Genomic DNA, 12625 nt, shown 5'->3' with positions numbered 1-12625 from the left:
TGTTGCCGGGCGCCGATCAGGCGCCCGGTTGCCACGATGGCTTGCCATCCTGCACGCCGGCGTTCTGGCCACGTCGATCGATTGACGGCCAGAGACTCATTTTCCCATGAAACCGTTTTCGCCGATTTGCGTTTAGCGGCCATGAAAAGAGAACGTGAACCCTCATCAAAGGCTTACCGGCAGGATCGTTTCGAAAACACCGAGCGCGCCGCCAAGGAAACCATCGAGGCGGAGCAGCGGGCCCGCCTCGAAAAAACCAAGCGGCTGAAAGAGCTGCGCCTGTCGCAGCAACGCGCCAAGGACCCCGCAACCAAGTAGCACACTCATCTATCCATCAGGCAGACACACGGATCGCCCCATATCCATGCCCTGAAGCCCTCGCCCGCGTCTTGCCGTGCGAGGCCCCGAATAGTTTTTGAATTTCGGACCTTCGCCCATCTTGCAGAGCAAAGATCGCGAAATTATCTTTTTTTCACGAAAGCGATTCACGGCATCCAAAAAGGGCAGATTGCGATGTCAGACAAGCTGTTCAGCACGCGTGACGAACCGCTCGCCTCCGAGGACCTCGATGTGTGCAGGCGTGTCCATGAAGCTCTCTGTAGCGGGCTAAAGATCGACCGATCAAGCAAGGAGGCCAATCGTCTGGGCGCCCTCATCATCGAGCTTTACCGCCAAGGTGTGCATGACGAGAACCAGCTTCGGTTGCTGGCCGGCGGAAGGTGAGCCTGATAGCTTGAGACGTCGAGCTAGCTGCGAGTCCGACACCGCCTTTCCAGCGCCCGCAACCGGTCCGCCCGCTTGATCTTCGCCACATGCACCACCTCCCCCTTGCCCCTGGCCGAGGTGCCGATCTCCGGCCCCACAACGATTGCCGCCGTCCGCTCATCCCACTCCGAAGGCGCCTTCTGCGCCCTCTTGTCATCGAACACGTCACGGACATCACCAAACGCGATGTCGGCAATGGCGACAAGCACGCACTCGGCGGAAGTCTCCGTCTCGGCAAGACGTGGCGCTAAGGCTCTCTCAATCTCCGCCCGCACAGCCTCATTCACCATCAAGCGGTTGCCATTGGCACGCGACTTTCCGCTATACCCCGTCCGCACCGCCGCGTGCTTCGCATTCAAATCCTTCAGATATTCCGCCACAAACAGGCGCTGCCTCGGCGTCAGTTCTGCCATTGGTGATCGTGCCCTCGATGAGAGGGCGATGGTAGCGGGAGATGGTGGCAGGGTGAAAAGCGCGCCGCGGGGAAGGCCCTACGAAGCCAGACCTCTGTCCCTGTTGTAAATCTCCCCCGGAGTCGGCTCTCTGGTCACTATCGTGCCGTCGGAAAGCCGGCGACGCATGACATCGCCGTGCCAATGCCATTCTCCGGATACGCCAGCGAAAAACAGCGCACGAAGCGCTTCGACCACGCGGCTCCACACCGATGGCTTGGGACGTCGGAAACTGATCGTTGTCATTTTGTCTTTGCTCCCCTTCAAAATTATTCTCTGCCGATCGCGCACGTCACGTTTCTCTCTTCCCGGAGGGTGCCCGATCATCATGGATTGGAATGATCCAGCCGCGCCAATATGCGCAATGCCTCAATTCGATCCGGCTCCCAGAAGGTCAGCCTGAGTCGGCCTGCATCCGAATCCAGGGAGAACGCCTCGCGGGCCAGCCCGACCTCGGCAAGCCTCATGCGTATGGAGTCGAGATCGGTCATGCCACCCAGCGGCTCCATGATGATGTATTGCGTCGGTTGCGCCATGTGAAAGCCCCTTACCTCAGAGTATTTTCCGGCGCACGAAAACAGAAACAGCAAAACAGCTCAAGGAAAGTCTTAATATCTGGTTACCAAACGAAGTTAATACTTCGTTACACATGAGGTTGACCGCCGTTTTAATATTGAACACCAGAAACCGCTCTATGATTTCAAGAGAGATTGCTGTCGCGCTTTCGACGCACATGCCGGGCCCCGAACGAGCCGTCCGACATTGAGCGTCGATAAGAGTAAAGTTCGTCTGCGCCGCGTCGTCGGTGCGATCTTCTCAGACATTCCCGCCCATTGGCGGTGGCGAAGCTGTGCAGCGTTTTAGGACCGGTCGGTTCCTGCCTCCGGTAGTGGTGCACAGGCCTATTATGTTAGCACCCACGCGCATACACCGCCTCATTCCATCCCAAAATGAAACCTATTCCCTGCCCCTGCGTTATCCCCTCGATACATCCGTTTACCCAAGGTGAGTGAAATGAACAGATTCGCCATCATTGCCCTGTCGATAGCGACGGCCTTCTCCGGAATGCCGGCCTCGGCAGGGCCGGCTTTCGTGCCGAGCCCGGTGCAATCGGCGCAGCCGACGTCTCAAAGCACCGATGCGCGCATCATGACCATTGGCTGCAACAACTTCACGAACTGCCCGGGTCAGTTCGGCAATAATCGCAGGTGGTATCGCAACCGCCATAACTATCGCGACCGGAACTATTACCGCGACGACCGCTATGGCTGGGATCGCCGCTACGATCGCCGGTACCGCCGCCACGACAACACCGGCGCCATCATCGGCGGCCTGGCGGCCGGCGCATCATCGGTGGCATCATCGCTTCGCAGCCGCGCGCACGTGCCTATAGTTCTGGTTCGCATGCGGAGTATTGCTATAGCCGCTACCGGTCATACCGCGCCTATGACAATACCTACCAGCCGAATTACGGCCCGCGCCGCCAGTGCCGCTAGCCGGCCCGTCCATTAGGGCAAGCCTCGCATGAAGATTGCGGGGCTTTTTCATGGCCGAAAGCCCACTGCTCGGCTTCCCAGACTGTTCTCAGAATCTTCGCAGTCTCAAAAATGGCGATTGTCTCGCGCAATGATCTTTCGACACCGATTGTCTCAATATTCGTTCTCGCGTATTTCTCTACCCCGGGTGGAGCGCGACCCGCGACACCCTCTAAGTTCATCTGACGCCGTCCAGCAAATCGTTTTGCCCCCTATTGCCTCTCCCTGGATGTGTTGAAAGCACGATACGTTAGCAGCTACGCACATACACCGCCTCATTCCATCCCAAAATGAAACTTAATCCCTTCCGCCGCGTTTTCCCCTCAATAAATCCGTTGACCCAAGGTGAGTGAAAATGAACAGATTTGCCGTCATTGCGCTGTCGATAGCGACGGCCTTCTCCGGAATGCCAGCTTCGGCAGGCCCGGTCTTCGTGCCAAGCACGACGCTATTGACGCAGCCGGCGCCTCAAAATACCGATGCGAAAATCATGGCCGTCGCTTGCAATCCATACTCCATCGTCTGCTCGCGCGACGGAGACAACCGCAGATCCTACCGCAATCGCGACCGTGACAACGATCGCGACCGCGACCGCCGCAGCTACCGCGACCGCCGTTATGACCGTGACGACCGGTACGGCTGGGATCGCCGCTACGATCGGCGGTATCGCCGACATGACAACAGCGGCGCCATCATCGGCGGCCTTGCGGCAGGCGCCCTCATCGGCGGCATCATCGCTTCGCAGCCGCGCGCACGTGCCTATGGTTCTTCGCATGCGGAATACTGCTATAGCCGCTACCGGTCATACCGCGCCTATGACAATACCTACCAGCCGAACTACGGCCCGCGCCGCCAGTGCCGCTAATCCGGCCCATCCATCAGAGCAAGCCTCGCATGAAGATGCGGGGCTTTTTTGATGCCGGGAGATGTCCCAAGACAACCTCGACCCGCTTCCCGACAACGCTCCGCCGTGGTGTCGTCCGGCGTGAGTGATTGATGACACCTGGAGAAAAAGCGAAGCCCGCCGGCCGCGTCGTCCTGCCGCCGGATCTGGAAACCCTGTCGGGCAACGAAGACTAAGTTCGCGACGGATTTCCAGACGGACGGAGCACAAGCCTTGCCCGCCTTTGCTCCGTCCGTCCCGTCAGCCTGGGGCTGGCTGAGGGCTGATCGCGTCGGCTTGTCGGGCGCCGGCGCAGGATTCTCTCAATAGGTCGCGGCCGGTTTTGGCTTCTTCTCGGTCCATTGCGGCGGCGCGCCGTATTTGGCGGCCACGGCGCCCATCAGTCCGGGCGGCCGGCCGAAGGCGTCGCAGGCGGCGTATTTCGGTTTGCCGCCGAGCCAGGATTTCATCCGCTGCCCTGAGGGCAGCGAGATATCCATTCCCTTCGGCTCCTTGCCTTTGATCAACATGCGGGAAAACTCGCTGCTGAATTTCGAAGCCAGGCTATAGGCATCGCCGACTTCGGAAACGCGGGGGTTGTTCTGCAGCGAGTTTGCCCCGCGCGACCAGACGATTGCCGCCCGCTGCACGCCACCGCTGTCGACGGCCTCCGCCTCGACCGCCAGTCCGCCAAGGCCGGCCGGCAGCCGGGGCACGCTGACGGGCAGTACGAAACCGGTGCCGACGGTCACGACGGTCGAAACACCAGCCATCGCCTTGTTGGTCGGCACAATGTCGGTGACGACCGAGCGGATCGTCAGATCCGCCGGCTGGCCGGCAGAGACCAACTGGTATTTGTCGCTGAGCGAAATGCAGAGCGCCCGGTCCAGGGCGTTCGCCACCATCACGCGGTCGGCGTTCGATTTGACGCGGGTCGCGGCGCTGAAAGCGAAAGTCGTCGGCACGATGCTGACCGTCTTTGCCGGGCTAAGGCGCGTCCCATCGACATAGACGCGCGATTTCGACAGCTTGCCCTTCGGCGCGCCGAGATTACCATAGGAAGAAAGCGTGCCGGCCTCCTTTAGCGGCACCGAGCTGCACCCGGCCGCGGCCATGGCGAGCGCCAGCGGCAGAGCGAGGGCCAAGCCTCTCGACGCCACAGGGAAGGAAAATGGGAATGGATTGCTGCGCACGCTGTCTGGCCTCCGTCGCCGATAGCGCATAACCCCGAAAATCGAGATCGATTTTCGGAAAGGATTATGCGCAGGTTCAAAACGCTAGAGCGTCCTTAGCGCGTCTTGTCGGACGCGCGGCGCTCTAGTGCCGGGCGAAAGTGGCGGTCGACAATTGCCGCAACATTACAGATCGCTCCCCTGAGCCTTCCTGGTCAGAACCAGGGCGTATGCTGCTCAAGCAAACCTGACCTATGCGAGTTCGATCACCACCCGCGTCCCGACAGCGCTGCTCTCGATGCTGACCTCGCCGCCATGATTTGCGGCGACCTGTTTGACGAGGCTGAGGCCGAGACCGGCGCCCCTGCTCTTCGGGGTGACGCGATAAAACGGCTCGAACACCAGCTCCCGATGTTCGGCCGGAATGCCAGGCCCTTCGTCGGCGACCGTGATCCGGCCGCCGCCGGAAGGCGAGCGCGACACCGAAACCGTGATCATGCCGCTGTTGCCGCCATGGTCGATGGCGTTGCGCACAAGGTTGCTCACCGCCCTCGGTAGCGCCGAAGGGCTGCCCTTGCGTTTCAGGCTCTTGACCTCGCTCTGAAACGAAATCTGATAGCCGGCGGCAATCGCCAGCGGCGCGAGATCGGCAACCGTCATTCGGGCGATCTCGACGAGATCGACGGGTTCGTCGAGGTCAGTCGCCTGATCGTTGCGCTCGAAATCGAGCAACTGCTCGGCCGCCTGCCCAAGCCGCGCCACGTCGTCGAGCAGCCGCTGCCGCTCGCGCCCGTCGGGCATGCCATCGATCCGCGTCTGCATGATGGCGATAGGGGTCCGAAGCTCATGCGCCGCGTCCATCAGAAATCGCTGGCGTTTCCGGAATTCGCTCTCGAGCCGCTCCAGCGTGCCGTTGAAGGCGTTCACCAGCGGCGCCACTTCCCGGGGAATGCCGTCCACGGGAAGGCGCGCGCCATGCCGGCGCGGCTCGATCTCAGCCGCCTCGCGCGCCAAGTCGCTGATCCCCCGGAGCGCGCGTCCGACGATCCGCGGCACGGCGAAGAAGACAGCCGGCAGGGAGACCGCAAGCAGCGGTATGTAGATGGGATAGGTCTCAATCAGCATGGTCAGGAAGGTCGAGCTCCTGCTCGGGTCTCCACCATACATCACCCTGAAGGTGCCGAGCCGCGTTTCGATCGCGTCGATCGCCGCGCTCTCGTCCGTCTCCCTGGCGCCACGAATGTCACCCTCCTTGATGAGACGGATATAGTCGGCAAGTCCGCGATAAGCCTGGGGGATCGCGCCGTATGAGACCGTCCGCCCATCCTGGTCCGCGACGATGAACCAGAGTCCTTCGGCTTCCGCCTTGAACGACCTCAGACGCGGGCTGTCGGTAATCACGAGCCTGCCGTCAGTCTCCCGCCCCAACGCTTCGTCGAGCACCGTGGTAAGCTCATCCTCCGTGCCCACATTGGGCGAGAGGATCATCGCGCCGTAGACGCAGAGCCCGACGATGACAGCCGCCACCACAGCAACGAAGACGATACTCAGCTGCCAGCTGAGCCGCCACCAAAGCGACGGATTGGCGGATTGCGCCTTGGCCATCACTCTTCCTTCATGAGATAGCCGACACCGCGGATATTGTGGATCGCAACACCCGCGCCGGCATCGATCAGCCGCTTGCGCAACCGTGAAATATGCGCGTCGAGCGCATTCGACTGGATTTCCTCCTCGTAGTTATAAACCGCCGCCTCCAGCGTCGAGCGCAGCACCGTCTTCTCTTTGCGCCTTGCGAGTGCCGCCAGCACCAGAAGTTCGCGCCGGGGCAGATCGAGCGGCACGGCATCGACGGTGACGCTGAGATGCAGCGGGTCGATCACCATTCGCCCGGCCGTGATCTTAAGTTCGGCCAGTTCAGGCGATCGCCGCAGCACGGCCCTCAGCCGCGCCATCAACTCCTCGACCAGGAATGGCTTGCCGAGATAGTCGTCGGCCCCGAGGTCGAGGCCTTCGATCCGCTGCCTCGGCTCGTTCAGCGCCGTCAGCACGATGATCGGCGTATCCTTGCCCGTCCGCCTGAGCTCGGGAATGAAGGTCAGCCCCTCTCCGTCGGGCAGGCGCCGGTCGAGCAGAATCGCATCGTAGCCATTCTGCCGCGTCAACTCGACGACGTCTGCCAGATGCATCGTGTGATCGGTGACGATCCCATGTTTGCCGAGTGCGGCCGACAGCGCCTCGGCCAGCTCCCTCTCATCCTCTATCAGCAGTATCCGCATCGCCCGTCCATTGTCTCGCTCACCCCTTCTGTCTGCCACAAGGGTTGCGGCAGCATTGCGGAGCTTGCAAGGCAGCCGGTCATGCTGCCGCAATTGTTGAGGTCCAGCACAAAGAATATCCGCAGCAGCTGGAGATCAAGAATGATCCGACCTATCCTTCGTCTCCTGACAAGACACTTCCTCTCCGCCTTCATCCTTGCCGCGCTGCTCGCTGCCCCGCTCGTCATTCTGCACACGCTTCACGAAAAGACGACATTCGAGAACGGCCTGCTGATGGATGTCCGATGATAGAGTGAGCGAATCTCAGGCGGTCTTAGTGTCTGCCATCCAATGGGCCGAGAACGCCTGAAGATAGGCTTGCACCTTGGAGCGGTTCTCCGCTGTTTCGACGGTCCTGAACACTTCGGCCGGTTCCAGTTTCATCAGAGGAAGCTGGAGGAAGATATCGCCCGCGAACCGGTCGGTGATGGTCTCAAGGATCTTTCGAAGACCGGCCAGCATGTCGTCGCCTCGATGCGATGCGTGCAGCAGGGCGATCGGCTTATGGACGATCTCATCTCTCGACACGAGCCAATCGATCGCATTCTTGAGGCCGCCGGGGATGGATCGAACATATTCCGGGCTGGCAATGATCACCCCGTCGCTCTTGGCGATCGCATCGATGAAATCCCACACCACCTCCGGCAGATGCTCTCCCTCGAGATCCGGCGAGAATACCGGCAACCGCCCGACGCCGTCGAAGATCGAAACCTCGATCTCACTTGGCGCAACGGCGCGGACAGCCTGCAGCATGGCGGTATTGGTGGAATTGCGCCGGGCGCTGCCGGATATTGCGAGAATCTTCATGACCCCAACAGGAATCGATTGATCATGGCTGTCAACGCAAAAGGCTAGCCTAGGCGCGATTGAGTAACGCCCCAAAAAGCGACTTTTGCTTGAACTGGCCGAGCCTCGCGTTAGCCTGGATGCTCTGCCGAATCGGCTGGAATCATCCCCGAGGAAATACACATGACGGCTTTGATCGAGGCGCGGGGCGTCAGCAAACGCTTCCGGCAGCACAAGAGATTTCCGGGCCTGCTGGGCGCACTGAAGACGTTGGTGACCAACGAATATACGGAAGTTCTAGCCGTTTCCGACATCGGTTTCGACATCGCGGCGGGCGAAGCCGTTGGCTATCTCGGCCCGAATGGCGCCGGCAAATCGACGATGATCAAGATGATGACCGGCATCCTGGTGCCGAGCGACGGCACGCTCTCGGTCCTCGACCGGACACCACATCTGCGGCGGATGGACAATGCCCGCGAGATCGGCGTCGTTTTCGGCCAGCGCAGCCAGCTGTGGTGGGACCTGCCGCTGGTCGACAGTTTTACCCTGCATCAGCGCATCTACGACATCCCCGTCGCCCGTTATGCGGATAATCTCCGGCGCTTCAGCGAATTGCTCGACTTGACGCCCTTTCTCGACCGCGCAGTGCGCCAGCTCAGCCTCGGCCAGCGCATGCGCGCCGAGATCGTCATGTCACTGCTGCACGACCCCAATATCCTCTTTCTAGACGAACCGACCATAGGTCTTGATGTGGTCGCCAAGGATGCCGTGCGGCGTTTTCTCGCCGAGATCAACCGTGAGCGCGGCGTCACCATCATCCTCACCACCCATGACCTGCAGGACATCGAAACCATCTGCCCACGGCTGATTATGGTCGATCATAGCAGGCTCATCTTCGACGGTGAGTTGAAGAGCCTGCGCGCGGCATTGGGCTCGGCCCGGCGGCTGACACTCGAATTTGCCAGCGACCCTGGACCGCTGCCATTGCGCACCGCGGTCCTCGTCAGCGACGAGGGTTTGCGCAAGAATTATCTCATCGAGCGTGAAGACATCTCGCTGGTCGCGATCCTGTCGGAGGTCGGCAACGGGCGCGATCTCAAGGATGTGGCGCTGCAGGAACCTGACATCGAAGAGGTCATCCGCACCTTCTACCAGGGCCGCAATGCCAAGGCCCGGGCATCATGAGCGCCTATTTCGCCTTCGCGCGCAGTTCCTTCCACTCGCAACTCGCCTACCGCAACGAAGTATGGGCCAATATCTTCGGCAAACTCGTGCAGGTCTTCGCGCGTGTCGCCATCTGGCAGGCGGCCTATGCCGGCGTCAGCGCAATCGTGGTCGACGGCGTTTCCCTGCAGCAGATGGTGACCTATGCCCTGCTCGGCGGCGCTGTGTTGGGCGCAACCCGCCCTGAAAGGATCATCGGCGAGATCGGCCGGTCGCTGAAGACAGGCGATATCGCGGTCTGGCTGCTCAAGCCCTTGTCCTATCCGCTCTATCTCTTCGCCAACGAATGCGGCAGCTTCGGCTATCGCCTGATGACCCAGGTCATTCCGACCATCGCCTTCACCGCGTTGTTTTACGGCATGCTGCCGCCGGCAAGCCTATTCGATGGCCTGATGTTCATCGCCTTCTGGGCGCTATCCTTTACGCTGCTGTTCCTGATGTCGGCGCTCTTCGGCCTCGTCGCCTTCTGGCTGATGACAAGTTTCTCGCTGGACTGGATCCTGGGCGCCCTGCTGCAATTGTTCTCGGGCCTGCTGATACCGTTCTGGTTCTTCCCCGAACCGCTGGCCACGATTGCCCGCCACCTGCCCTTCGCCTGGGTGGTCTATTATCCCAATGCGGTCTATCTCGGCAGGCTTTCCACGGCCGATGTCTGGCTCCATTTCGGCCTGGGCCTTGCCTGGGCCGCGTTGTTCCTTACCGGCGTCCTCTGGCTGTGGCGCTGTGCCTCCGGCCGCATTACCGTGCAGGGAGGTTGATCGTGCTCATTCATCACCTACGCGTCCTTCCGCTGCTGGTCCGAATGCATGTCCGCTCCCAGATGGAATATTGCGGCGCTTTCTGGCTCGACCGTCTTGCGCAGATCCTTTCCTATGGCAGCGTCTTCGCCACCATCGGCATCCTGCTCGCCCGCTTCGACACGCTCGGAGGCTGGACCTGGCCGGAGCTTGCCCTGCTCTTTAGTTTCCAACTGCTAGCTTATTCGCTGGGTGCTGCCATGAGTTTCGTGCAATTGCGCGACCTCGAAGAACTGGTGCGGCTCGGCACTTTCGACACACTGTTGGTCAAGCCTTTCAGCCCTTGGGCCTATCTGGTCTTTTCCGGCCTCAATATCGGCTATACCGGCCACGTTATCCTCGCGGTGGCGCTGATGGGCTGGGCCGTTCTGTCCGTCGACTTCGTCTGGTCGGTCTGGTCCGCCTCGTTCCTTATTGCCGCGCTCATCAGCGCGACGCTGCTGACCGCTGCCCTCATTACCATGATCGGCGCTACGGCGCTGATCTGGGTGCGCTCCAACCACCTGTTCTCGATCTTCTTCGGCTTTTGGGATTTGACGCGCTACCCGCTCAACATTTTCCCCGGCGGCATCCAGACCATCCTCATCACCGCGGTCCCGCTGGCCCTCACCAGTTCTGTCCCCGTCGGCGCCCTGCTCGGCAAGCCCATCCCGAGCCTCGGGGACTGGGCCGGGCTTGCATCCCTTGTGGCCGGTCCAATCTGGGTGTTGATAGCAATCGTTCACTGGCGCTACGCCACCGGCAAATACCAGGGTGCCGGCGGCTGATCGGGCCGACTACTTTCCTGTATATTCAGGATGCCTGCGACAACGATCTCGCGCGGACCTCGAGGAACGCAGCCGTCAGCTTGGCCAGTACGGGTGAGGTGCATGTACCGTTGGCGCCACCGATCGGATCGACGATGTGGATCTGCCGGAGATCCTCCATGAACTCGCCCCACAGCGGCGACCCGCCTTCTTCGAGAAGCTGCGCGCGAATGCTCAACTCCTCGCTCACAGGCAGATGCCGTCGTCCCCAGGCGCCGATCATGGCAAAGACGGGCACGAGCTGGATCGCTGGCTCCGCCAGGCTGTAGATCGCTTTCTGGCTGTGGCTGGGGTCGTCCCGCTTGCTGATGAATCCGAGCGAGAGCAGACGCTTCAGCCTGGCGGCCAGAATGTTGGAGGCAATCCCCTCTTCCGAATGGGTTAGGAGATCGCGGAAATGGCGGCGGTTGCCGAACATGATGTCCCTGATGATGATGAGGCTCCACCGATCGCCCAGCACTTCCATCGTCAGGTTGATCGGGCAGCCCGACCGCAGTTCAATATCCACGAATTCTCTCCTTAAAACTGGTTGCAATATAGGATCACTTATGCGACAACGCAACTAGTTTCGATCCGCAATCAGATGGAGGAGAGCAGCATGTCCAAGGTGCGTGTCGCAGCATTTTCCCTTTCCGTGGATGGTTTCGGCGCCGGGCCGGAGCAAAGCATGAACGATCCGCTGGGCAAGCGGGGAACGGAGATGTTCGAATGGTTTTTCCGTACCCGCACCTTCCGCGCGATGATCGGAAAGGACGGCGGTTCTGAAGGCGTCGACGAGGGTTATGCGGCCCGCGGCATGGCGAATTTCGGCGCCTTCATTCTCGGACGCAACATGTTCGGCCCTATCCGCGGCGATTGGCCGGATGATGCCTGGAAGGGCTGGTGGGGACCGAACCCGCCCTATCACGCGCCGACCTATATCCTGACGCATTATCCCCGCGAACCCATCGTCATGGAAGGCGGCACGACGTTTCACTTCATTACCGGCGGCGTCGAGGAAGCGCTTGACAAGGCGAAGGCTGCGGCCGGCGGCAAGGATGTGAAAATCGGCGGCGGCGTCAGCACCGTCCGTCAGTATCTGCAGGCCGGCCTGATCGACGAACTGCATTTCGCCATCTCCCCCGTCGTCCTCGGCAAGGGCGAAGCAATGTTCACAGGCATCGACCTCCCGGCCCTCGGCTTCCGCGTCGCCGAGCATGTCGCAACCGAACACGCCACGCATATCGTGCTGGCGAAATAAACGAGCCCGGTCGATATCTTAGGCGCTTCCAGATGGAACACCTCGGCCGCATTGAAGGCGTCCGCAACATCAAGACGGAAATCCCGATGCAGAAGATCAAGCAATCCTGGCAGGTACCGCTCTGACGGCCGCCTGTCGGGATCGTTCGGCTGTCACCAAACCGTGTCAAAATGGCCGTGGTATTGCTGTGGAATGGGCGTAGAGTAAACGCCATCGGATCATCGACACGACCGCTTGAGAGACTATAGGTGCTCTTGCCGCTTCATGGAGGGTACGAAGATGCTCCTGTCGCTCATCTCGCTCAACGATGATGAAATTACCATCGTCACCGATGCCGTTCGGCAATGGTGCTGCGAGAGGAAGCTCGACATCGACAGCATCGAAGGACGCCACGCCATCACTGTCGCCGTCGATCTCGTCCAGATGAACACCGACTGCGACAGGCTTTTTGCCGAACTGTCGAAGCAACTGGACGAGCGGTAGGACCCGACATCCATCCATCGAAACCCACGACAGATGTGAGGATGCGCTTGCCGAAGGGTGAGGCGTCGCCGCATGCCTCTTCTCCCCGGCGGGAGAAGGTGCCGGCAGGGGGTTGAGCGGCAAAGCCGCGAATGCGCTGAGCGTAAGCGAAGGGCAATCGTGAAGGG

At 60.8% G+C, this 12625-nt stretch carries 16 protein-coding genes and 1 pseudogene; 10 read left to right on the top strand and 7 right to left on the bottom strand.

What is annotated here, in order from left to right:
• The first annotated feature begins 36 nt into the window (after window positions 1-36).
• Both FFM53_RS23155 and FFM53_RS23150 read left to right on the top strand, forming a co-directional pair.
• The gene (locus tag FFM53_RS23155; protein WP_138329027.1) at window positions 37-318 is read left to right on the top strand and encodes a hypothetical protein; all 282 of its coding nucleotides are present in this window, start codon (window positions 37-39) and stop codon (window positions 316-318) included.
• A 195-nt stretch (window positions 319-513) separates the two neighbouring features.
• The gene (locus FFM53_RS23150) at window positions 514-723 is read left to right on the top strand and encodes a hypothetical protein (protein WP_138387382.1); all 210 of its coding nucleotides are present in this window, start codon (window positions 514-516) and stop codon (window positions 721-723) included.
• 23 nt (window positions 724-746) lie between these two features.
• Here the strand turns inward: FFM53_RS23150 and FFM53_RS23145 are convergent, their stop codons facing one another.
• Both FFM53_RS23145 and FFM53_RS23140 read right to left on the bottom strand, forming a co-directional pair.
• On the bottom strand, window positions 747-1178 hold the full coding sequence (locus tag FFM53_RS23145; protein WP_246413052.1) for a terminase small subunit: 432 nt from the start codon (window positions 1176-1178) through the stop codon (window positions 747-749).
• Between the two features lie 365 nt (window positions 1179-1543).
• Window positions 1544-1753: a hypothetical protein gene (locus FFM53_RS23140; RefSeq protein ID WP_138329026.1), complete on the bottom strand. Its 210-nt coding sequence runs from the start codon at window positions 1751-1753 to the stop codon at window positions 1544-1546.
• A gap of 478 nt (window positions 1754-2231) precedes the next feature.
• Here FFM53_RS23140 and FFM53_RS23135 point away from each other — a divergent pair.
• Both FFM53_RS23135 and FFM53_RS23130 read left to right on the top strand, forming a co-directional pair.
• Window positions 2232-2713 (top strand): annotated as a pseudogene (locus FFM53_RS23135) (BA14K family protein).
• Between the two features lie 394 nt (window positions 2714-3107).
• Window positions 3108-3617, top strand: coding sequence for a BA14K family protein (locus FFM53_RS23130; RefSeq protein WP_138387381.1), 510 nt, complete (start codon window positions 3108-3110; stop codon window positions 3615-3617).
• Between the two features lie 341 nt (window positions 3618-3958).
• On the opposite strand, the gene FFM53_RS23125 is transcribed toward FFM53_RS23130, so the two are convergent.
• From FFM53_RS23125 to FFM53_RS23115, 3 genes are all read right to left on the bottom strand, one after another.
• Complete coding sequence (locus FFM53_RS23125; RefSeq protein ID WP_138387380.1) at window positions 3959-4858, bottom strand: DUF3313 domain-containing protein; 900 nt, start codon at window positions 4856-4858, stop codon at window positions 3959-3961.
• 201 nt (window positions 4859-5059) lie between these two features.
• The gene (locus tag FFM53_RS23120) at window positions 5060-6412 is read right to left on the bottom strand and encodes a sensor histidine kinase (RefSeq protein ID WP_138387379.1); all 1353 of its coding nucleotides are present in this window, start codon (window positions 6410-6412) and stop codon (window positions 5060-5062) included.
• Window positions 6412-7083 carry a response regulator transcription factor gene (locus FFM53_RS23115; RefSeq protein ID WP_138387378.1) on the bottom strand — a complete coding sequence of 224 codons (672 nt, stop codon included), beginning with the start codon at window positions 7081-7083 and terminating at the stop codon, window positions 6412-6414. The genes FFM53_RS23120 and FFM53_RS23115 overlap by 1 nt, the downstream gene beginning before the upstream one ends.
• Before the next feature lie 141 nt (window positions 7084-7224).
• On the opposite strand from FFM53_RS23115, the gene FFM53_RS23110 reads away from it, so the two are divergent.
• Complete coding sequence (locus tag FFM53_RS23110; protein ID WP_173883632.1) at window positions 7225-7371, top strand: hypothetical protein; 147 nt, start codon at window positions 7225-7227, stop codon at window positions 7369-7371.
• A 15-nt stretch (window positions 7372-7386) separates the two neighbouring features.
• Here the strand turns inward: FFM53_RS23110 and FFM53_RS23105 are convergent, their stop codons facing one another.
• Window positions 7387-7929 (bottom strand): NADPH-dependent FMN reductase, encoded by a 543-nt coding sequence (locus FFM53_RS23105; protein ID WP_138387377.1) that lies wholly within the window; start codon window positions 7927-7929, stop codon window positions 7387-7389.
• A 162-nt stretch (window positions 7930-8091) separates the two neighbouring features.
• On the opposite strand from FFM53_RS23105, the gene FFM53_RS23100 reads away from it, so the two are divergent.
• Genes FFM53_RS23100 through FFM53_RS23090 form a run of 3 tightly spaced genes read left to right on the top strand, consistent with a single transcriptional unit; the run spans window position 8092 to window position 10696 of the window.
• Window positions 8092-9093: an ABC transporter ATP-binding protein gene (locus FFM53_RS23100; protein ID WP_138387376.1), complete on the top strand. Its 1002-nt coding sequence runs from the start codon at window positions 8092-8094 to the stop codon at window positions 9091-9093.
• On the top strand, window positions 9090-9890 hold the full coding sequence (locus tag FFM53_RS23095; RefSeq protein ID WP_138387375.1) for an ABC transporter permease: 801 nt from the start codon (window positions 9090-9092) through the stop codon (window positions 9888-9890). Before FFM53_RS23100 ends, FFM53_RS23095 begins: the two co-directional genes overlap by 4 nt.
• A 2-nt stretch (window positions 9891-9892) precedes the next feature.
• Window positions 9893-10696, top strand: coding sequence for an ABC transporter permease (locus FFM53_RS23090; RefSeq protein WP_138387374.1), 804 nt, complete (start codon window positions 9893-9895; stop codon window positions 10694-10696).
• Window positions 10697-10721: 25 nt separating this feature from the next.
• On the opposite strand, the gene FFM53_RS23085 is transcribed toward FFM53_RS23090, so the two are convergent.
• On the bottom strand, window positions 10722-11243 hold the full coding sequence (locus FFM53_RS23085; RefSeq protein ID WP_138329016.1) for a winged helix-turn-helix transcriptional regulator: 522 nt from the start codon (window positions 11241-11243) through the stop codon (window positions 10722-10724).
• Window positions 11244-11333: 90 nt separating this feature from the next.
• Here FFM53_RS23085 and FFM53_RS23080 point away from each other — a divergent pair, with 90 nt between their 5' ends.
• Window positions 11334-11975, top strand: coding sequence for a dihydrofolate reductase family protein (locus FFM53_RS23080; RefSeq protein ID WP_138329015.1), 642 nt, complete (start codon window positions 11334-11336; stop codon window positions 11973-11975).
• A gap of 279 nt (window positions 11976-12254) precedes the next feature.
• A complete protein-coding gene (locus FFM53_RS23075) occupies window positions 12255-12458 on the top strand; it encodes a hypothetical protein (protein WP_138387373.1) in 204 nt (67 codons plus the stop codon).
• Window positions 12459-12625 lie beyond the last annotated feature (167 nt).

It is taken from the genome of Rhizobium indicum (genome assembly GCF_005862305.2).
Lineage (GTDB): Bacteria > Pseudomonadota > Alphaproteobacteria > Rhizobiales > Rhizobiaceae > Rhizobium > Rhizobium indicum.
The sequence above is the reverse complement of the archived record's forward strand: the minus strand, read 5'-3'. Positions and strand labels throughout refer to the sequence as shown.